The sequence below is a fragment of the Micromonospora sp. ATCC 39149 genome (assembly GCF_000158815.1).
Lineage (GTDB): Bacteria > Actinomycetota > Actinomycetes > Mycobacteriales > Micromonosporaceae > Micromonospora.
The window spans coordinates 1,715,109-1,735,474 of the sequence record NZ_GG657738.1; the positions used below are offsets into that span (position 1 = coordinate 1,715,109).

The window sequence follows — 20,366 nt, forward strand, 5'->3', positions numbered from 1 at the left end:
CGCTCGCCCCGGGATGCCAAGGACGTGCTGGCCGAGCTGGGCGGCGGGGACATCGCGGTGGCCACCGGCGTGCTGCTCGGCGCGACCGCCCGCCGGATCCCGGTGCTGCTGGACGGCCCGGTCGGCCTCGCCGCCGGGATGATCAGCCGGGACCTGGCCGGGCAGGCCCGGCACTGGTGCCTGCTCGCCGACCACGGCGGTCACCCGGCGGTCCGGCTCGCCGCCGACGTGCTGGGCCTCACCCCCCTGCTGGACCTGCGGCTCGACCTCGGCGAGGGGGCGAACGCGCTGGCCGCGCTGCCGCTGCTGCGCTCGGTGCTGTCGCTGGCCGCCGCGCTGCCCAGCCGACCGAGCCCGGGCGACGCCGCGAACCCGGGCGACGCCGTAGCCGCCGGCACCGCGAACCCGGGCGACGGGGGTCGGGACGGCGAGGCGGACGGGTCGGAGTTCGTCGAGCCGGAGCCGGCCGGCCCGGGACCGGCCACCACCGAGCCGACCGAGCCCGCCGTACCCACCGAGCCGGCCGAGCCCACCGAGCCGGCCGAGCCGACCGAGCCCGCCGTACCCACCGAGCCGGCCGAGCCCACCGAGCCGGCCGTACCCACCGAGCCCGCCGTACCCACCGAGCCGGCCGAGCCCACCGAGCCGGACCCGGCCGGACGGCGTGCCGGCTGAGCCCCACCCGGGCGACGCCGCGCCGGGTGGGGGACACACCGGCGACGGCGCGACGAGCGGCGGGGGACGTGCCGGCGACGGGATCCGGCTGGCGCTCACCACGTTCACCGTCCTGCCGGTACGCGCCGGCCGGGTGGACCGGGTCACGGCGGGCACCGCGATGGCGCTCGCCCCGGCGGTCGGGGCCCTGCTCGGGGCGGCGCTGGCCGGGGTGCTGCTACTCCTCGGTGCCGTCGCACCACCGCTGGTCGCCGCGGCGGTGACGGTCGGGGCGGGCGCGTTGCTCACCCGGGGGCTGCACCTGGACGGGCTCGCCGACACCGTCGACGCGCTGGGGTCGTACCGGCGGGGGGCCGCCGCACTGGAGATCATGAAGAAGCCCGACGTGGGGCCGTTCGGGGTGGCCGCGCTGGTGGTCGTACTCCTGGTGCAGGCCGCGGCGCTCGCGGAGCTGGCATCCCGGTCGGGGCCGGCGGCGCTCGCGGCCATGGTGGCGGCTACGGCGGCCGGGCGGCTCGGCGTCACCCTGGCCTGCCGGCGCGGCGTGCCGGCGGCCCGGCCGGACGGGCTCGGCGCGCTTGTCGCGGGCACCGTCGGCCCGGTCGCGGCGGTGGTCGGCACGGCCGCCGTCGCGCTCGTCGCGGTCGCCGCCGTGCCGGGCCGCCCGTGGCAGGGGCCGGTCGCCGTGCTCGCCGCGCTCGCCGTCGCGGTGCTGCTGCTGCGCCACGCGGTACGCCGCCTCGGCGGCATCACCGGCGACGTGCTCGGGGCCGCCGTGGAGGTGGTCACCACGCTGGTATACCTGGGGCTGGCGTCGACCCGCTGATCCGGACGCGGCCGGGCGGGTAGCGTTTCGGGCGACAGGCCGGCCTGGGGTAGACAGGGGACCACATGCTCATCACCGACGATTTCCTGCCCGTCCCGGTCCCCGAGTCGCTCACCGCCACCTATCTGGTGCCGATGGTGGGGTTGCCGAGGGTCGGCGCGAAGACCGCCGTGCGGGCGCTGGCCGGGCGGCTCGCCGAGCCGGTGCACGGGCTGGCCACGCAGATGCTGGGCAGCCCGCTGATGAGCGTGGACACCCGGCCGATCGCCGAGTTTCCCGCGCTGCCGCCGGACCTGCTCACCGCGTTCGGGGCGACCGAGGCGCAGCTCGCCCGGCTCGCCGCCGCCACCCATCTGGTGGTGGTGCAGGCGGAGTACCGGCCGGGCTGGCCGCCCGCGCACGAGTGGGCGGCGCGGGCGGTCGCCGCCGCCATCGCCGAGAGCGCGGACACGGATGTGGTGGACGTCTTCGGCCTCCAGTTCCTCGACCCGGCCGCAGCGCTGCGCTCGCTGCCCGACGAGCAGGGGCGGATCCGGCTGGTCGACTGGGTGCTGGTGCCGTACTCCTCCGACGCCGAGGGGCTGTGGTTCACCACGAAGGGACTGCGCCGTTTCGGGCTGTTGGAGTTGCAGACCCAGGGGGTGCCCGACCACCTCACCCGGGCCTGGGGCGCGGTGCTCACCGGGGCCGCCCGCCGCCTGCTGCGGGCCTGGACCGACGGGCTGGCCGGCGACGAGGTGCCGGCATTCGTGCAACTCCCGGTGCTCGCCACCGTCACCGGGCACGACATCGCGGTCGCGTACGGCAACCCGGAGCAGCACGGGGCGACGGCGCCGGTGCTGCTGCGGTTGGAGCTGGACCCGGCCACCGATCCGGAGGCCGACTCGTTCCTGAGCCTGCGCCCGCCGCCGGGGCACCCGGGCCCGGACGGGCGGTACTTCGCGGCGGCCTGCGCCACCCTGTTCAACGGCATCGCGCCGGACGTGCGCTACGCCCGTCCGGGCGACGCGATGAGCCGGGCGGTCGCCACCGCCCGGGCCGGCCTGGACGACGTCCGGGCCCGGTTCCTGGCCGGCCGGCTACCGGCCCGGTCGCAGCTCGTGGTCAAGTACGGCCTGCCGGGCGACGAGGGCCCGGAGTACGTCTGGGCGGGCGTGACCTCGTGGGACACCCCGGAACGGATCGTCGGCGCCAGCGCCAGCGACGCCAGCACCGACCCGGGGGTCCGCATCGGCGCCCCGGTGGTGGTCGAGGCGGCGGACGTCGTCGACTGGGCCGTCCTGGGCGGCTCGGGCGTCATCGAGGGCGGCTGGACCCAGGCCGTCCTGGACGCCGGCGAACCCCCCACCTCGTCAAGTTGATCAAAAGGTCTGCGTCAGGCCACCCGCTGACGCAAACCTCTTGATCACCCCGTCAGGTGGGGTCAGCGGACGGAGGGGGTCACGAAAGGGGGGCGGGTCAGCAGCAGGGCGGCGCGTCGGCCGCGGATGTCGACCTCCACCGTGTCACCCTCGGCGAGGTCGGCAGCCGTGTCGACCAGGGCCAGGGCGATGCCCTGCTTCCTCGTCGGGCTGAACGTGCCGCTGGTGACCGTCCCGACGCAGGCGTCCCCGACGTACAGCTTCATGCCGGGGCGCGGGATCGCCCGGTCGACGGCCGTCAGGCCGCGTAGCGTACGCGCGGGGCCGGCCGCCTTCTCGGCGCGCAGCGCGTCGCGGCCCCAGAACGCCGGCTTGTCCCAGCCGACGGCCCAGCCCGAGCGGGCCTGCACGGGAGTGATCTCGGGCGACAGGTCCTGCCCGTGCAGCGGGTAGCCCATCTCGGTGCGCAGGGTGTCCCGCGCGGCCAGCCCGCAGGCCCGCAGCTCGTACGCCTCGCCCGTGGCGGCCAACGCGTCCCAGACCGCGACGGCGTGCCCGGCCGGCACCACCAGCTCGTAGCCCAGCTCGCCCGTGTAGCCGGTGCGGCAGACGGTCAGCTCGGCACCGGCGAGGGTGCCGGCGCGGAAGCTCATGTAGCCGTGGTCGGTGGGCAGGCCCAGCGCGCCGAGCAGTTCGGCCGAGCGCGGACCCTGCACGGCGAGGACGGCGTGCTCCTCGTGCTCGTCGGTGACGACGACCCGCTCCGGGGCGGCGGCGCGCAGCCGGCGCACCACCTCGGCGGTGTTCGCGGCGTTCGGGACGAGGAACACGTGGTCGTCGGCGTGCAGGTAGGCGATGATGTCGTCCACCACGCCGCCGGTGGCATCGTCGCAGCAGAGGGTGTACTGCGCCTGGCCGGGGCCGATCCGGCCGAGGTCGTTGCTCAGGCAGACGTTGACGAAGTCGGCCGCGCCGGGGCCGGTGACCCGCGCCTTGCCCAGGTGCGACACGTCGAACACCCCGACCCCGGTACGGACCGCCGTGTGCTCCCTGAGCACTCCGCCGCCGGCGTACTCCAGGGGCATCTCCCAGCCACCGAACGGGGCGAACTTGGCGCCGAGGGCGGTGTGCCGCTCGTGCAGCGGAGAACGGCGGAGCCGGGTCGCGGCGGCGGCGGAGGTCGCGTCGGTCATGGGTGGCAACTTACCGGTAGCTGAACGGCTGGTTAGCATCGGCGGGACCCCCGTCGGCCGAGTTCGGCGGGACAGCCCACCGTCCGGCGGGTAGGTTGCCGCCGGAGACCTTCACCGCCGATACGCGACGACGCGATCGGCCCGGCCCGCCCGGAGTAGCTTCAGTGACATCGCCCAGCACCACCCTCAGCCTGGTCGACACCGACCCCGCCGAGCTCGCCGTCGACGCGATCGTGATCGGCCTGCACAGCCAGACCGGTGAGCAGGATGTCGCCGGCAGCCCCGCCCGGGCACTGCTGCTCGCCAGCGGTGCCGAGAGCATCGCCGCCGCCTTCGACGGCAAGCTGACCGAGACGCTGGCGCTGCTCGGCGCGACCGGCGCCCCGGGCGAGGTGATCAAGCTGGCCACGTTGGGCACCGTCACCGCCCCGGTCGTCGCGGCGGTCGGCCTCGGCCCCGAGCCGACCGGGGCCGCCCCGGCACCGGAGACGCTGCGCCGGGCCGCCGGCTCGGCGGTCCGGGCCCTGGCGGGGGCCCGCCGGGTGGCGCTGAGCCTGCCGCTGCCCGACGACGCTGACGCCGCCGACGCCCTGCGCGCCGTGGCCGAGGGCGCGCTGCTCGGCGGGTACCGGTTCGCCGGGTACAAGACCCGCCCGCAGCCGGCCCGGCGGGAGCCGGTCGCCGAGGTGTTGATCGCGGTGCCGGAGGCCGGCGACGCGGGCGCCCGCGCCGAGATCGAGAGGGCGCACGCGGTGGCCGGCGCGGTCCGGCTGACCCGCGACTGGGTGAACGCCGCCCCGAATCTGCTGCGCCCGCCGGCGTTCGCCGACGCGGTGGCGGAGGCGGCCCGCGCGGCCGGGCTCGACGTCGAGGTGCTCGACGAGGCGGCCCTGGCGGCCGGCGGCTACGGCGGCATCCTGGCCGTCGGGCAGGGGTCGGAGGCCCCGCCGCGCCTGGTCAAGCTCACCTACACGCCCGAGGGTGGAGGCAGCGGCAAGCGGGTGGCGCTGGTCGGCAAGGGCATCACCTTCGACACCGGCGGTATCTCGATCAAGCCGGCGCAGGGCATGTGGGAGATGAAGTCCGACATGGGCGGCGCGGCGGCGGTCGGCGCGGCCATGCTGGCGATCGCCGCGCTGAAGCCGTCGGTGACGGTGACGGCGTACCTGCCGATGGCCGAGAACATGCCGTCGGGCACGAGCTACCGGCCGGGCGACGTGATCACCATGTACAACGGCAAGAGGGTGGAGGTGCTCAACACCGACGCCGAGGGCCGGATGATCCTGGGCGACGCCATGGCGCGGGCCTGCGAGGACGGCGCCGACTACCTGTTCGAGACGTCGACCCTCACCGGCGGGCAGGTGATCTCGCTGGGCAAGCGGGTCGCCGGCGTGATGGGCACCCCGGAGCTGTGCGAGCGGGTCCGGGCGGCCGGCGACGCGGTCGGCGAGCCGGCCTGGCCGATGCCGCTGCCGGACGAGGTACGCAAGGGCATGGACTCCGACGTCGCCGACATCTCCCAGGTCAACGCCGGGATGGACCGGGCGGGGCACATGTTGCAGGGCGGGGTGTTCCTGCGCGAGTTCGTCACCGACGAGGTGGCCTGGGCGCACATCGACATCGCGGGCCCCAGTTACCACTCGGGCGAGGCGACCGGGTACTGGACCAAGGGCGGCACGGGTGTGCCGGTGCGTACCCTCGTGCACCTGGTGGAGGACGTCGCCGCCAACGGCTGACGCGCTCGCGCGCAAAGGGCCCCCGCCGAGCGGGGGCCCTTTGCGCGCGCCGGGGGGCGGGCCTCGGACCGGGCCGGGGGCGGGAGCCGGGGCGGGCGCGGTGGCGCGGCTCAGTACAGCTCGGGGCGGCGCTTGCGGCGCTCGTTGTAGTCCCGCATCCGCTGCGGGTAGCCCATGAGGCGCACGTCGTAGATCGGGATGGCCAGCTTGTGGGCGAACCGGCGGGCCCCTTCCGGGCCGTCGACGCGCCGGCGGGTCCACTCTCCGTCGTCGGCGATGAGGATCACGGTGGTCTCGGTGACGGTGGTGCGGGGCTCGATGTACGCCTCGACCCCCCGCCGGGTCCGGACGAAGTTCTCAAGGTGGTCGAGATCGGCGCGGTCGGGCGCGCGGTCCTGCCCCGCCGGGCGCGCCTGCTTGCGTCGTCGGAACAGCGCCACCGACCGTCTCCCCCATATCCGTCATCGAAACCGGTGCCAAGCGTACGTGTCGGAGACGTGTCGTTGGGCACCTCACTACGCGCCCGGTACGCGGTGGTGACAAGATGACCGAGGTGGGGTCTGTCCGTGCCGCCCCGCCATGACCCCCGATGCATGACGCGAACTGGGAGTTGGACGTGAGCGAGCCGAACGAAGCGACCTTCGACATCGTCATCCTCGGAGGTGGCAGCGGCGGCTACGCGACCGCACTGCGCGCCGTCCAGCTGGGCCTGACCGTGGCGCTGGTCGAGAAGGGCAAGCTCGGCGGGACCTGCCTGCACAACGGTTGCATCCCGACGAAGGCCCTGCTGCACGCCGCCGAGATCGCCGACCAGACGCGGGAGTCGGAGCAGTTCGGCGTGAAGGCCGAGCTGGTCGGCATCGACATGGCGGCGGTCAACTCGTACAAGGACGGCGTGATCGCCCGCCTGTACAAGGGCCTGCAGGGGATGCTCAAGGGCAACAAGGCGATCACCATCGTCGAGGGCCACGGCCGGCTGGTCGCCCCGAACGCCGTCGAGGTGGACGGGAAGCGGTACACCGGCCGCAACGTCGTGCTCGCCTCCGGCTCGTACGCGAAGAGCCTGCCCGGCCTGGAGGTCGACGGCGAGCGGATCATCACCAGCGACCACGCGCTGACCCTGGACCGGGTCCCGGCCTCGGCGATCGTGCTGGGCGGCGGCGTGATCGGCGTCGAGTTCGCCAGCGTGTGGAAGTCCTTCGGCGTGGACGTCACGATCGTCGAGGCGCTGCCCCGGCTGGTCGCCGCCGAGGACGAGGAGTCGTCGAAGGCGCTGGAGCGGGCCTTCCGCAAACGGCAGATCAAATTCAAGGTCGGCAAGCCGTTCGAGAAGGTCGAGAAGACCGAGAACGGCGTCCGGGTCACCATCGCCGGCGGCGAGACCGTCGAGGCCGAGCTGCTGCTGGTCGCCGTGGGCCGCGGCCCGCGCACCGCCGACCTCGGGTACGAGGAGCAGGGCGTGAAGACCGATCGCGGGTACGTGCTGACCGACGAGCGGCTGCGCACCGGCGTGCCGAACGTCTACGCGGTCGGCGACATCGTGCCCGGCCTCCAGCTCGCTCACCGGGGCTTCCAGCAGGGCATCTTCGTGGCCGAGGAGATCGCGGGCCAGAACCCCGCCGTGATCGACGAGGCCGGCATCCCCCGGGTCACCTACTGCGACCCGGAGCTGGCGTCGGTCGGCCTCACCGAGGCGAAGGCCAAGGAGCAGTACGGCGCCGACAAGATCAAGACGTACAACTACAACCTGGGCGGCAACGGCAAGAGCCAGATCCTCAAGACCGCCGGCTTCGTGAAGCTGATCCGGGTGGAGGACGGGCCGGTCGTCGGCGTGCACATGGTCGGCGCCCGGGTCGGCGAGCTGGTCAGCGAGGCGCAGCTCATCTACAACTGGGAGGCCTACCCGGCCGAGGTGGCGCAGCTCGTGCACGCCCACCCGACCCAGGGCGAGGCCCTGGGCGAGGCGCACCTCGCCCTCGCCGGCAAGCCGCTGCACGCGCACGCCTGATCGAGAACTGATTCCGCGGCGTCCGGCGGCAGACGGGCGAGATCGCACCAGGGGAATGAAGGAGTCTTAGAAGATGCCGGTATCGGTCACCATGCCTCGGCTCGGCGAGAGCGTCACCGAGGGCACCGTCACCCGCTGGCTCAAGCAGGAGGGCGACACCGTCGAGGTCGACGAGCCGCTGCTCGAGGTCTCGACCGACAAGGTCGACACCGAGATCCCGTCGCCGGCGGCGGGCGTGCTGCGCCGGATCGTGGTGAGCGAGGACGAGACCGCCGAGGTGGGCAGCGAGCTGGCTGTGATCCTGGGGGCGGGCGAGTCCGCGGGCGAGGACGAAGCCGCCGGGCAGGAGGAGCCGGCCGAGGAGGCCGCCGCCGCGCCGCAGGCCGAGGCGGAGCAGCCGGCCGTCGAGCAGCCACCGGCCGCCGAGGCCGCTCCGGCGCCGGCCGGCGAGGGCACCCCGTTGAAGTTGCCGGCCCTGGGCGAGAGCGTCACCGAGGGCACCGTCACCCGCTGGCTCAAGCAGGTCGGCGACACCGTCGAGGTCGACGAGCCGCTGCTGGAGGTTTCCACCGACAAGGTGGACACCGAGATTCCGTCCCCGGTCGCCGGCACCCTGCTGGAGATCAAGGTCGCCGAGGACGAGACCGCCGCCGTCGGGGCCGTCCTGGCGATCGTCGGCGCGGCCGGCGCCGCCCCTGCCAAGGCCGAGCCGGAGCCGAAGGCCGAGGCCGCCCCGGCGCCCAGAGCCGAGGAGCCGACGCCCGGCATGTCGTACAACGAGCCGTCGGCGGAGGCCGAGACGGCGGCCAAGCCGGCGCAGGCAGAGCAGCAGGCGCAGCCGTCGGCCCCGACCGCCACCCCGGCGCGCCCGACCGCGCCCGCGCCCGCCCAGGGCGGCGGCGAGGAGGCATCCGGGTACGTGACCCCGCTGGTGCGCAAGCTCGCCAGCGAGCACGGCGTCGACCTCTCCTCGGTCAACGGCACCGGCGTGGGTGGCCGGATCCGCAAGCAGGACGTGCTTGAGGCGGCCGAGAAGGCCAAGGCGGCGAAGGCGGCCCCGGCCCCGGCGGCGCAGCCCGCCGCCGCCGCGGCCCCGGCACAGCCGGCCGCGAAGCCGCAGCCGAGCGCGAAGCGCGGCACGACCGAGAAGCTGCCCCGGATCCGGGCGACCATCGCCAAGCGGATGCAGCAGTCGCTGCACGAGATGGCGCAGCTCACCACCGTCGTCGAGGTGGACGTCACCAAGGTCGCCAAGCTGCGGGCCCGGGCCAAGGACTCGTTCCTGCAACGGCACGGCGTGAAGCTGTCGTTCCTGCCGTTCTTCGCCCTCGCGGCGGTCGAGGCGCTTCAGACGTACCCGATCGTCAACGCCAGCATGGACCTCGACGCCGGGACGATCACCTACCCGGACGCCGAGCACCTCGGCATCGCGGTGGACACCGAGCGCGGCCTGATGGTGCCGGTGATCCACGGGGCGGGCGACCTCAACCTGGGTGGCCTGGCGAAGCGGATCGCCGACCTGGCGGAGCGCACCCGGACCAACAAGATCAGCCCGGACGAGATCGCCGGTGCCACGTTCACGCTGACCAACACCGGCAGCCGGGGCGCGTTGTTCGACACCCCGATCGTGCCGTCGCCGCAGTCGGCGATGCTCGGCACGGGTGCCGTGGTGAAGCGCCCGGTCGTGGTCAACGACCCGGAGCTGGGCGAGGTCGTCGCGGTCCGCTCGATGGTCTACCTGGCCATGTCGTACGACCACCGGCTGATCGACGGCGCCGACGCGGCCCGCTTCCTGGTCGCGGTCAAGGAGCGGCTGGAAGGCGGCAACTTCGAGGCCGAGCTGGGCCTGTAACCACCGCCGTCTCCCCCGACGGGCGCTCCGGTCACGCCGACCGGGGCGCCCGTCGGGCATCGCGGGGCCGGCTGCCGGACTTCGCGGTACCGCGCGACGAGCTGAGCCGAATCCGCCCGGAGGCCCGGCGGACGCTGCGAGAGTTGACGGGTGGTGGGCAGGCAGCGGCGGGGACGCCTCGGGCCCGCCGTGGCGATCGCGCCCGGCGCCCGGGTGGACCGGTTCGAGGTCTTCTTCGACCTGGTCTTCGTCTTCTCCTTCTTCGTCATCGTCCGGGCCACCGCCACCGCCATCACCGGCCACACCCTGCTGCACAGCCTGCTCGTGCTGGCCGTGCTCTGGTGGGTCTGGGTCATCCACAGCGTGGTCGCCACCCGGGTCCGCCTCGGCGAGGGCTTCGTGCCGCTGGTCATGGTCGTCGGGATGGCCGCACTGTTCGCCTTCGCCCTGGCCGTGCCGCAGACGATCAGCTCCCATGGTCACGAGTTGGCCAGCCCGCTCACCGTCGCGGTGAGCTACCTGGTCATCCGGGTCGTCCACCTGTGGATCTACTGGCACGCGGTGCGGAACGAGCCGGTGGAGAACCGGCACCTGATGAAGCTCACTCCGGAGCTGGTGTTCAGCACCGCGCTGCTGCTCGCCGCCGCCCTCGTCCCGCACCAGTTCGCCGACCCCCACACCGGCGAACTGGTCCGCGACGGGCTCTGGGCCACCGTCGTCGCCCTCCAGTACGCCACCGGGCTGCTGGTCGGCACCCGGAGCGGCGGGTTGATCTCCGCCGAGCACTGGACGGAACGGTACGACCTGATCCTGATGATCGCGCTCGGCGAGTCGGTGATCTCCGTCGGCGTCGGCACCAACCTGGCCAGTCAGCCGGTGAGCTGGCAGGCGATCACCGCCGCCAGCATCTGCGTCGTCCTGGCCGCGACGCTGTGGTGGCTGCACTTCGACGTGATCGGTCCGGCGGCCCGCATCGCCCTGCACGTCGCCCAGGGCCGAGCCCGGGCGGCGCTGGCCCGGGACGCGTACGCCTATCTCTTCCTGCCGATGATCACCGGGCTGATCATGTTCTCGCTCGGGGCCGAGGAGATGCTGAACCTGCTCAGTCAGTCGCGCCTGCCCCTGGAGGAAAAGCTGCACGGCCTCGGGGTGCCGCTGCTCTTCGGCGGGGTCGCCTGCTACCTGGCCGGCGACATGCTCTTCCAGCTACGCGCCCTGCGCACTTTCACCTGGGCCCGGGCCGGCACGGTGCTGCTGCTCGTGACGCTGATCCCGGTCGCTGGCCGGATACCGGCGCTGGCCGCGCTGGTCCTGCTCACCGGGGTCTGCGTCGGCCTGGTGGCCGTGGAGGTGGTGACGATGGCCGATTCCCGGCTCGCGCTGCGCCAGGCGGTCTTCGCCGAGCGGACCGCTCACGAGGCGCGGGAGTCGCAGTGGCGGCGGCGCTGGCACGACGAGCTCCCGGACGAGGAGTGACGGGGGCTGCGGGCCGCCGGGGCGGGGTGCGACCACCTACCTGGTGACCGAACGCAGTGACTCAGACAAATGCGGACGCGGCCGGCTCCCGCAGCAGGGCGCGGATCTCGTCGGCCTCGGGGTCGCCGAGCTCCTCGAAGACCGCCAGCGCCTCCCGCCAGCAGGACCGGGCCGCTGCGGGATCGCCCAGGCCGGCCAGGGACCGGCCCAGCTCCAGCAGGGTCCGCGCCCGGCCGTGCGCGTTGCCGGTCGACACGTGCAGCTGAACCGCCTCCCGGAAGCGTCGGATCGCCCGCTCGTGGTCCCCCAGCTCGGCGTGGGCCTCGCCCAGGTTGGCGATGCAGATGGCCTCCGCGTACCGGTCGCCGGTGTCGCGCACGGCAACGAGAGCCTCCTCGTGGCGGGCGATCGCCTTCTCCGGCTCGCCCAGCAGGGCGTGACACTGCGCCATGTTCTGCAGCGCCACGCCCTCGCCCCACCGGTTGCCCTGGAGCCGGTGCTCGTCGCGGGCGAGGGCGAACGTGGCGAGCGCGTGGTCGGGCCGGCCCGCCTCGGCGTGCGCGACGGCGAGGCTGTTCAGGGTCGTCGGACGCCAGTCGCGGTACCCGCTCGCCTCGTGCGCCCGCAGCGACTCCTGGTACAGCTCGATGGCCTCCGGGTAGCGCCGGCTCTCGCAGAGCGCCGTGGCCAACCGCGTGAGCAGCGCCCCCTCGGCCCGCCGGTCGCCTAGGGACCGGGTGGCGGCGAGCCCGACCTCGCTGGCCGCCACCCAGTCCTCGCGCCGCTTGACGATGTACCAGTACGCCGACGCGGCGAGCGCGATCTGCCACGCGTGCCCAGGCAGCCCGTTCGCCGCCGCGGCCCGCACCACCGGCACGAGGCTCGACCGCTCGGCCTCGCACCAGCTCAGGGCGTCGGCGTAGCTGTCGAAACGCAGCGGCTCGACCAGGGAAGGCGGCGTCGGGTCGAAGCGGGGCCGGTGCGGCTGGAGCACCCGCTCGGCGGCGTCGACCGTGTGCAGGTACCAGTCGAGGACGCGGCGCAGCGCGAGCCTCCGCTCCTCGGCGTGCTCCGGCGCGCCGGCCAGCTCGGTGGCGTACGCGCCGACGAGGTCGTGGAACTGGTAGCGGTCCGGGCCGGTGCGGTGCAGAAGGCTGGCCCGGGTCAGCTCGCCGGCCAGCTCCCGGGCGCGTGGCAGGTCGACGCCGGCGAGCGCCGCCACGGCGGGGGCCCCCACGCCCTGGCCGGGGTGCAGGGCCAGCCGCCAGAACAGCCCGGCCGCCGGTGCCGACAGGGACCGGTACGACCAGGAGAAGACCGTGCGGAGGTTGGTGTCGGGGCCGTCGGGCCCGGCGAAGGCGTCGAGGCGTCGGCCCTGGCGCAACTCGTCCACCAGGTCGCCGAGGGGGCGGTCGGGCAGTTCGAGCGCCCGGGCGGCGACGATGCGGATGGCCAGCGGCACGTGGGCGCAGTAGTCGGCGAGCGCCTCACGCTCGGCGGGCCGGGACTCGTGCAGGCAGCCGGCGACCAGGTCCGTCGACTCGGCCGGGCTGAGCGGGGCGAGCCCCAGTGGCACCGCCTGTTCGCGCACGACCAGCCCGAGGAGCCGTCGGCGGCTGGTCACCACGACCAGGCCGGCGGTGTTGCCCGGCAGCAGCGGCCGGACCTGCGCGGCGTCGTACGCGTTGTCGAGGACGATCAGCATCCGGCGGCCGTCGGTGAGGCTGCGCAGCCGGGCGGCCTGGGAGTCGGCGGACGGCGGCACGGCCGACGGCGGCACGCCGAGCGAGAGCAGCAGCCGGGGCAGCGCCTCGGCCGGGGTCATCGGGGTGTCGCTCGGGCTGAACCCGCGCAGGTCGAGGTAGAGCTGACCGTCCGCGAACGCGTCGCGCCGCAGGTGGCCCCAGTGCAGGGCGAGGGCGGTCTTGCCGATCCCGCCCATCCCGTCGACGACGACGATCCGGGGGCGGCCGGAGCGCCGCCCGGCGTCGAGCTGCGCGTCGAGGGCCGCCAGCTCGGCCTGCCGGCCGACGAAACCGTCGGGCGAGTGGGGCAGTTCGGCTGGGCGTACGGGCGGCTGGTCGGCGGGCGGGTGGGCGACGAGCGCCGGGGCCTCGGCCACGGGCGGGGCCGGCCGCGCCGCACCGGCGGGCGGGGCCTCCAGCGCGGGGTCGCCGCGCAGGATCGCGGCCTGTAGCTCCCGCAGCTCACCGGCGGGGTCGAGGCCGAACTCGGCGACCAGCCGGGCGCGCAGGTCACCGTACGCGCCCAGCGCCTCGTTCGTGCGGCCCTGGCGGTGCAGCACCAGCATGAGCTGGCCCACGAGGCGCTGCCGCAGGGGATGCTCGGCCACCAGCTCGGTCAGCTCGTCCAGCGCCTCCCGGGAGCGGCCCAGCCGCACGAGGGCCTCCAGCCGGTCCTCGACGGCCGTCCACCTCGCCTCCCGCAGGCCGCCGCAGAGCCGGTCCCGCGTCTGCGGCGGGGCCACGTCGGCCAGCGGATCGCCGCGCCACAGCGCGAGGGCCCGGTCGAACAGCTCGACGGAACGCTCGTCGTCGGCCGCGCGTGCCCGGGCGAGCAGGTCGGTGAAGCGGTGCACGTCGACCGAGAGCGGATCCACCCGCAGCAGGTAGCCCGCCCCCCGGTGCAGGATCTCGGCGCGGACGGCGGGCGGGGGGTCGGCGTCGTCGACAGCCCCGGTGGCGATAGGCCCGTCGACAGCCCCGGCGGCGATAGGCCCGTCGGCGGCGCGCAGGGCGGCGCGCAGCCGGGAGACCAGCGCCTGGACGGTGCCGCGCGCCGAGGCCGGCGGGGCGGCCCCCCAGACCAGGTCGACCAGCCGGTCCACCGGTACGACGCGGTTGGGCTCCAGCAGCAGCACCGCAAGCACCAGGCGCTGCTGGCGGCGGGCGCCGAGGTCGAGCGGCACGCCCGCCGAGTACGCCTCGACCGAGCCGAGGACCCGGAACTCCACGGACCCACCTCCCCGACGCGCCAGTATGAACGATCGCCGGCAAGCGGACGGCAGAGGTGTGGCAAGCGTCCACGGTAATCCTTTGACGACGTCTCGGACCTCGACAAAGGACTGATCATGAGCACTCGACGCATTTCCGGCCGCACCCTGGGCATGGTGGGCATGGCCGCGATCGGCACGGCGCTGTCGCTGACGGTGGCGGCGACACCGGCGCAGGCCAGCACGAACATCGGCTGGCTCTACACCCAGAACGCCGCCGGCAAGGCCTTCTTCGACGCCGACGTGGCCGGCTGGGAGGGCGCGGAGGAGATCAAGGCCTGCGACATCAAGACCGACGACGCCGCAGTGTTCGCCTACCTGAGCGACGAGAACGACAGGATGGTGGCCTCGGTCCGGGACACCTACAACGACGGGGGCTGCACGAGCACGGCGTACAACATGATCACCGACGAGAAGCGGGTGAAGCTGACCGTCTGCATCGACGACGGCACCAGCGTTCTCAAGAGCTGCAGCTCCGCCTGGGGACGGTCCTGACCCGGTCGCCCGACACGGGGCTGGCGACCGGGCGCGTGCCGGGACAGCCGGGGCGCGGTTCGGCCGGGGGCCGGTCGCGCCGGGGGCGGGTTCAGCGATCGGCGGATTCGCCGGTCGGCAGAATCCGCCCCCGGCGCGTTGCCCGCCGGTCACCGGTGCCGGACGCTGGGGCGATGGCCACCTTCTCGCTCCAGGTCACCCCGGCCGACGCGACGGGCTGGCTCGACCTGGCCCGCCGGGCCGAGGCAGCCGGCTTCGACGCGCTGCTCGCCGCCGACCACCCCGGCTCGTGCGGCGACCCGTTCGTCGCGCTTGCCGCCGCCGCGTCGGTCACCACGACGATCGGCCTCGGCTCGTACGTGTCGAACCTCGGCGTCCGCGAGCCGATGCTGCTCGCCACCGCCGTGGCCACCCTCGACGTCGTCTCCGGCGGGCGGGCCCGCCTCGGCGTGGGGGCCGGCCACACCCCCGCCGAGTGGCGTGCGGTCGGCCGGGAACGCCCCGACGTCGCCGGCCGGGTGCGCCGCTGCGTCGCGGTCACCGAGGCGGTCCGGGCCCTGCTCGACGGCAAGGAGGTGACCGTGGACTCCCCCGAGCTGACCGTGCGCGCCGCCCGGCTCGACTCGCCCCGGCCGGTGAAGGAGCGCGTGCCGCTGACCGTCGGCACGTCCAACTCGACGCTGCTGCGCTGGGCCGGCGCGCACGCCGACGTCGTGGGGTTGGCCGGCTTCGGCCGTACCCTCGACGACGGCCACCGGCACGAGGCCCGGTGGCGGGCCGACCAGATCGAGGCGCAGCTCGCTTGCGTCGCCGAGGGTGCGGCGGGCCGGGCGCGACCGCCGGCGCTGGAGGCGCTGGTGCAGACGGTGACCGTGACCGACGACGCGGAGGCCGTCGCGGCGCAGCGGGCGGCCGCCGTCGGCCTGACCGGCCCGGAGCTGCTGGCCACGCCGTTCGTGCTGATCGGCACCGAGGCCGAGATCGTCGCGGCGGTCGCCTCACACGGGCGCCGCTGGGGCGTCACCCGCTTCGTGGTACGCGCCGACGCCCTCGACCCGCTCACCCCGGTGCTGCGCCGCCTCGCCGCTTGACGAAACAGGCGGGCACGCCGAAATCTTGGACAGTTGACGCTTCAGCACGACCATGGCGTGGTTCGCGCCCCGCCAGTTCTGGCGTCCCTGAGTCACCGTGCGGCGCGCAGCAGCCGGAGCTGCCCGATCTCCGCGACGTTCTTCATCAGCTCGGCGTTGACCCACCCGAGCAGGTGGGCGACGGTGTGCCCGGCGTCGGCCGGCCACGGATACGCGACCACCCGGTCGAGGTCGGCGTCGGCGAGCCGGTCGAGGTGCCCGAGCCACTGCCGCCGCAGGTCGCGCAGCCACTCGATCGTCGCCGTGCCGGCACCCGGCCAGGCGACCTCGGTGTGCTGGGGCACGGGCCGCCCCTGGAGGTGCTCCCCCGCCGACGACCACCACCACCCGATGTGCCAGGTCAGCCAGGCCATCGTGGGCACCGGCGTCGGGTCGGGCTCCGTCTGCGCCCAGTCCGGGATCCACGTGCCGGCCGGGCCGGGCCGTACGGTCCAGCAGTGCGCGGCCGGCTCCCACAGGAAGTCGGCCGGCTCCAGCCGTTCGAGGTGGTATTCGAAGAGGGCCCAGGTCAGGTCGAACTGCCACCGGACCAGGTCACCACGGGACGTCGACACCCCGGGCATCCTGCCACCGGGCCCCGGTGCGGTCGACCGGATAACGGCGCTGGTCCCGATCATTCCCGTTCGGATGACCGGGGCCTGGCTGCTGCTCGACGAGGCGGCGATCAGGAAGGTCGCCGAGAACCCACGGGACGGGCGAGGCGGCGCTCAGCCCAGGGTGTCGTAGAAGCGGATCTTCTCGCGCAGGTGGTCGTACTGACGCTGGAGCAGGCACATCTGCTCCTCGACCCGTTGCGCGTGCCGCACCAGCAGCGCCCGGCGCTCCCCGGTCGTGTGGTCGCCGGCGCGGGCCAGCTCGGCGTACCGGCACATCTCGGCGATCGGCATGCCCGTGTCGCGCAGGCAGCGGAACAGCGTCAGCCAGCCCAGGTCGTCGTCGGTGAACACCCGACGCCCGGCCGGGGTGCGCCCGACGCCGCTGAGCAGGCCGATCTTCTCGTAGTAGCGCAGGGTGTCGAGGCTGAACCCGCTGCGGCGGGCGGCCTCCGAGGGTGCGTATCCGGTCACCGACGCACACTAGCGCTTGACCTGGAGCGCGCTCCAGGTAGAAAACTGGGCGCATGACGACGACACGGACACTGGGTCGCAGCGGAATCAAGGTCAGCGCCATCGGCATGGGGTGCTGGGCGATCGGCGGGCCGCTCTGGGGCGACGACGGGCAGCCGTACGGGTGGGGCGAGGTCGACGACGACGAGTCGATCCGCACCGTGCACCGGGCCCTCGACCTGGGGGTGACGCTGTTCGACACGGCCAGCAACTACGGCGCAGGGCACAGCGAGCGGGTCCTCGGCCGGGCCCTCGCGGGCCGCCGGGACCAGGTGGTGATCGCCACCAAGTTCGGCAACCGCTCCGACGAGGCGACCCGGCTGGCCACCGGCACGGACGCCTCCCCCGCCTACGCGGTGGCGAGCCTGGAGGCGTCGCTGCGCCGGCTCGGCACCGACCACGTCGACCTGTACCAGCTGCACCTCAACGACCTGCCGGTGCCCGCCGCGCTCGACCTCGTCGAGACCCTGGAGGGCCTCGTCGACCAGGGCAAGATCCGGGCGTACGGGTGGAGCACCGACCACCCGGCGTCGGCGCGGGCGTTCGCCGGGGCGGGCACGCACTGCGCGGCGATCCAGCACGACCAGTCGGTGCTGAAGGACAACGCGGCGATGCTCGCCCTCTGCGCGGAGCTGGACCAGGCCAGCCTCAACCGGGGGCCGCTCGCGATGGGCCTGCTCACCGGCCGCTACCAGGGGAGTCCGGCGGCACTGGGCGCCGACGACGTGCGCGGGAAGGCCCCGCAGTGGTTGGCGTGGTTCGTTGACGGCCGGCCGACGCCGCAGTGGGCGGCCCGGGTTGCCGAGGTGCGGGAGGCCCTGACGGCCGACGGCCGCACGCTCGCGCAGGGGGCGCTGGGGTGGCTGCTGGCCCGCAGCGACCGGACGCTGCCGATCCCCGGGTGCCGCACGGTGGCCCAGGCGGAGGAGAACTTCGCCACGCTCGCCCTCGGCCCGCTGCCGGCCGACGCGTTCGCGGAGGTGGAGCGCCTCCTGGCCGACCTGCGCCCGGCCGGCGTCGGAAGCTGACCGCCCGGGCAGCCTCGTGCGGTGAGCGCGCTCCTTCATCCCGCTCACCGCATCCAACCGGCCGCCCGTGTCCGAAGATGGGGGCATGCGGATCCTCATGGCCGGCGCGTCCGGCTTCCTGGGCACCCGGCTGGCCGACCACCTGACCGCGGACGGCCACCGGGTGACCCGCCTGGTCCGGCGGCCGGCGCGCACCCCCGACGAGCGGCAGTGGAAACCGTCCGCCGCCCAGCTCGACCCGGCGGTGGTCGCCGAGGCCGACGCCGTGGTCAACCTGGCCGGCGCGGGCGTCGGCGACAGGCGGTGGAACGAGACGTACAAGGGGGTGATCCGGTCCAGCCGGGTCGACTCGACCACCATGCTGGCCATCACGATCGCCGGTCTGCCGGCCGCCGACCGGCCGACGGTGCTGCTGAGCTCCTCGGCCGTCGGCTGGTACGGCAACACGGGCGACCGCGTGGTCGAGGAGGACGCCCCGGCCGGTGAGGGCTTCCTCGCCGACGTCTGCCGGGTCTGGGAGGCGGCCACCCACCCCGCCTTAGGACGCCGGGGTGCGGGTGGTCCGGCTACGTACCGGGCTGCCGCTGCACCGCGACGGCGGGCTACTCAAGCCCCAGCTGTTGCCCTTCAAGCTGGGCATCGCCGGGAAGCTGGGCAGCGGTCGGCAGTGGCTGCCGTGGATCTCGATGGCCGACTGGCTGCGCGTGGCGCGGTTCCTGCTGGACCGCGACGACGTGGCCGGTCCGGTCAACGCCGTCGGCCCGGCCCCGGTCACGAACGCCGAGTTCACCCGGGAACTGGCCCGCCAGTTGCGCCGCCCGGCGGTCATGCCGATCCCGGCGTTGGCCCTGAAGGTGGCCCTCGGCGGCTTCGCCCACGAGGCGTTGACCAGCGCCCGGGTGCTGCCCGCCGTGCTGAACCGGGCCGGCTTCGCGTACCACCACCCGGACCTGCCGAGCGCCCTGCACGCCGCCCTCAACGACTGAGAGGAGAGGCCCCCTGTCGACGCCTCGGGTGGAGCAGGGGGCCTCGATCGACGACTCTCAGCAGCCGACGACCCAGTAGCCGGGGGCGGTCTGCTTGAGCGTGGAGGTGTAGAAGACGTTGTAGAGGCCCATCCGCTGGTTGCTGCCGACGGCGTACGCGTAGCCGCCCGACTGGTACGCGCGCCCGGCGGCGACGTGGGCGTAGTTGCTGGCGGTGACGCACGTCGGCGGCGCGGTCGGGGTGGGCGAGACCGTCGGCGGGGCGGTGGGCGACGTGGTGGCCGTCGGGGTCGGGCTGGGCGCGGTCGGGCTCGGCGACGCGCCGCCGCCGAGGCCGAAGAAGAGCGCGTCGCGGTACGTCGAGCAGATGGTGTCGAGGAAGTACGACGTCGCGGTGCCGCACTGGTCGACACCGGAGCCGGGGTCGACGGGGGTGCCGTGACCCATCCCGGAGACCCGGTAGAGGCGGACGGCGTCGTCGCCGTACACCTCCAGGCCGGTGCCGGCGGGCAGCGACGCCGTGCTGGTGGGGGTCTGCGCGACGCCGAGCACGTTGGTCCACTGGTCGCGCGACTCGACGGCGTTGGCCGGCACGACACTGCTGTCGGCGGTGCCGTGCCAGATCGCCACCCGGGGCCGGCGGCCGGCGTACCCGGGGTAGGCGGCCCGGACGAGATCGCCCCACGCGGCGGGGGACCTGTCGACCCCGCTGTACTGGCAGGTGCTGGTGGGCGCCGGCGGGGAGCAGCGGTACGGCACGCCGGCGATGACCGAGCCGGCGGCGAACAGCTCGGGGTACGTGGCGAGCATGACCGCGACCATCGCCCCGCCCGCCGACAACCCGCTGATGGCGATCCGGCTGCCGTCGAGGCCGTACGTGCTCTTCGCGTACCCGACCATCTCCGCGATCGACGCCGCCTCGCCCCGCCCCCGGGCGATGTCCTGCTCACTGAACCAGTTGAAGCAGCTCAGCGCCTGGTTGGCGCTGGACTGCTGGGGCACGATCAGGGCGAACTTCCACTGGTCGGCGTACTTCTGCCAGCCGGAGTTGGCGACGTAGCCGGCGGCGTTCTGGGTGCAGCCGTGCAGCAGGACGACAGCGGGCGCGCCCGCCGGGAGACCGTCGGGGCGGTAGGCGTACATGGTGAGGTTTCCGGGGTTGGTGCCGAAGCCGGTGACCTGGGTGAGGGTGGCGGCCCGGGCGGGCCCGGCGACGGCGACCAGGGCCGCCGCGGCGAGCGCGGCCCCGGCGACCGCCCCGGCGAGCCGGGTGAGCAGAGTGGTGGAGCGGCGCACGGCGACCTCCTGTCGCGGATTGTGAACTGAGTCACTTCCGAGTTGCCGTGACGTTACGTCCGTATTTCTTCCACCGACATGGTCGCCGGTCACACATTCACGGGCGTCGACGTGTGCGCTGCCGGTCGCCGGCCGGGCAACCGTCGCCGCGCCCGTGTCGCCCC

At 74.5% G+C, this 20,366-nt stretch carries 16 protein-coding genes and 1 pseudogene; 11 read left to right on the forward strand and 6 right to left on the reverse strand.

Annotation, left to right across the window (positions count from 1 at the left end; translation table 11 throughout):
• From MCAG_RS32285 to MCAG_RS06950, 3 genes are all read left to right on the forward strand, one after another.
• The coding region (locus tag MCAG_RS32285; protein WP_036372647.1) for a nicotinate-nucleotide--dimethylbenzimidazole phosphoribosyltransferase at positions 1-675 on the forward strand (675 nt) is incomplete at its 5' end.
• A gap of 82 nt (positions 676-757) precedes the next feature.
• Complete coding sequence (gene cobS / locus MCAG_RS06945) at positions 758-1,501, forward strand: adenosylcobinamide-GDP ribazoletransferase (RefSeq protein ID WP_036376553.1); 744 nt, start codon at positions 758-760, stop codon at positions 1,499-1,501.
• 65 nt (positions 1,502-1,566) lie between these two features.
• On the forward strand, positions 1,567-2,862 hold the full coding sequence (locus tag MCAG_RS06950) for a DUF2314 domain-containing protein (RefSeq protein ID WP_007072259.1): 1,296 nt from the start codon (positions 1,567-1,569) through the stop codon (positions 2,860-2,862).
• A gap of 62 nt (positions 2,863-2,924) precedes the next feature.
• On the opposite strand, the gene gcvT is transcribed toward MCAG_RS06950, so the two are convergent.
• On the reverse strand, positions 2,925-4,055 hold the full coding sequence (gene gcvT, locus MCAG_RS06955; RefSeq protein ID WP_007072260.1) for a glycine cleavage system aminomethyltransferase GcvT: 1,131 nt from the start codon (positions 4,053-4,055) through the stop codon (positions 2,925-2,927).
• Between the two features lie 164 nt (positions 4,056-4,219).
• Here gcvT and MCAG_RS06960 point away from each other — a divergent pair, with 164 nt between their 5' ends.
• Positions 4,220-5,791: a leucyl aminopeptidase gene (locus MCAG_RS06960; protein ID WP_007072261.1), complete on the forward strand. Its 1,572-nt coding sequence runs from the start codon at positions 4,220-4,222 to the stop codon at positions 5,789-5,791.
• 110 nt (positions 5,792-5,901) lie between these two features.
• On the opposite strand, the gene MCAG_RS06965 is transcribed toward MCAG_RS06960, so the two are convergent.
• Complete coding sequence (locus tag MCAG_RS06965) at positions 5,902-6,231, reverse strand: hypothetical protein (protein WP_007072262.1); 330 nt, start codon at positions 6,229-6,231, stop codon at positions 5,902-5,904.
• A 149-nt stretch (positions 6,232-6,380) separates the two neighbouring features.
• Between MCAG_RS06965 and lpdA the strand changes: the two genes are divergently transcribed.
• The 3 genes from lpdA to MCAG_RS06980 all read left to right on the forward strand — a co-directional run bounded on the left by lpdA (position 6,381) and on the right by MCAG_RS06980 (position 11,127).
• Positions 6,381-7,799, forward strand: a complete 1,419-nt coding sequence (gene lpdA / locus MCAG_RS06970) for a dihydrolipoyl dehydrogenase (protein ID WP_198141513.1) — start codon at positions 6,381-6,383, stop codon at positions 7,797-7,799.
• Positions 7,800-7,872: 73 nt separating this feature from the next.
• A complete protein-coding gene (gene sucB / locus MCAG_RS06975; RefSeq protein ID WP_007072264.1) occupies positions 7,873-9,651 on the forward strand; it encodes a 2-oxoglutarate dehydrogenase, E2 component, dihydrolipoamide succinyltransferase in 1,779 nt (592 codons plus the stop codon).
• 150 nt (positions 9,652-9,801) lie between these two features.
• On the forward strand, positions 9,802-11,127 hold the full coding sequence (locus MCAG_RS06980; protein WP_007072265.1) for a low temperature requirement protein A: 1,326 nt from the start codon (positions 9,802-9,804) through the stop codon (positions 11,125-11,127).
• A 61-nt stretch (positions 11,128-11,188) separates the two neighbouring features.
• Here MCAG_RS06980 and MCAG_RS06985 read toward each other — a convergent pair whose 3' ends face one another.
• A complete protein-coding gene (locus MCAG_RS06985; protein WP_007072266.1) occupies positions 11,189-14,101 on the reverse strand; it encodes a BTAD domain-containing putative transcriptional regulator in 2,913 nt (970 codons plus the stop codon).
• Positions 14,102-14,218: 117 nt separating this feature from the next.
• Between MCAG_RS06985 and MCAG_RS33480 the strand changes: the two genes are divergently transcribed.
• Positions 14,219-14,635, forward strand: a complete 417-nt coding sequence (locus MCAG_RS33480; protein WP_007072267.1) for a hypothetical protein — start codon at positions 14,219-14,221, stop codon at positions 14,633-14,635.
• Positions 14,636-14,808: 173 nt separating this feature from the next.
• Complete coding sequence (locus MCAG_RS06995) at positions 14,809-15,726, forward strand: LLM class flavin-dependent oxidoreductase (protein ID WP_007072268.1); 918 nt, start codon at positions 14,809-14,811, stop codon at positions 15,724-15,726.
• Positions 15,727-15,818: 92 nt separating this feature from the next.
• On the opposite strand, the gene MCAG_RS07000 is transcribed toward MCAG_RS06995, so the two are convergent.
• Both MCAG_RS07000 and MCAG_RS07005 read right to left on the reverse strand, forming a co-directional pair.
• On the reverse strand, positions 15,819-16,349 hold the full coding sequence (locus MCAG_RS07000) for a DinB family protein (RefSeq protein ID WP_036372651.1): 531 nt from the start codon (positions 16,347-16,349) through the stop codon (positions 15,819-15,821).
• Between the two features lie 144 nt (positions 16,350-16,493).
• The gene (locus MCAG_RS07005) at positions 16,494-16,853 is read right to left on the reverse strand and encodes a MerR family transcriptional regulator (RefSeq protein WP_007072270.1); all 360 of its coding nucleotides are present in this window, start codon (positions 16,851-16,853) and stop codon (positions 16,494-16,496) included.
• A gap of 53 nt (positions 16,854-16,906) precedes the next feature.
• On the opposite strand from MCAG_RS07005, the gene MCAG_RS07010 reads away from it, so the two are divergent.
• Both MCAG_RS07010 and MCAG_RS07015 read left to right on the forward strand, forming a co-directional pair.
• Positions 16,907-17,920, forward strand: coding sequence for an aldo/keto reductase (locus MCAG_RS07010; protein ID WP_036372653.1), 1,014 nt, complete (start codon positions 16,907-16,909; stop codon positions 17,918-17,920).
• An 85-nt stretch (positions 17,921-18,005) separates the two neighbouring features.
• A pseudogene (locus tag MCAG_RS07015) lies at positions 18,006-18,906 on the forward strand (TIGR01777 family oxidoreductase).
• A 57-nt stretch (positions 18,907-18,963) separates the two neighbouring features.
• On the opposite strand, the gene MCAG_RS07020 reads toward MCAG_RS07015, so the two are convergent.
• Positions 18,964-20,202, reverse strand: coding sequence for a PHB depolymerase family esterase (locus tag MCAG_RS07020; protein ID WP_036372657.1), 1,239 nt, complete (start codon positions 20,200-20,202; stop codon positions 18,964-18,966).
• Between the last annotated feature and the right edge of the window lie 164 nt (positions 20,203-20,366).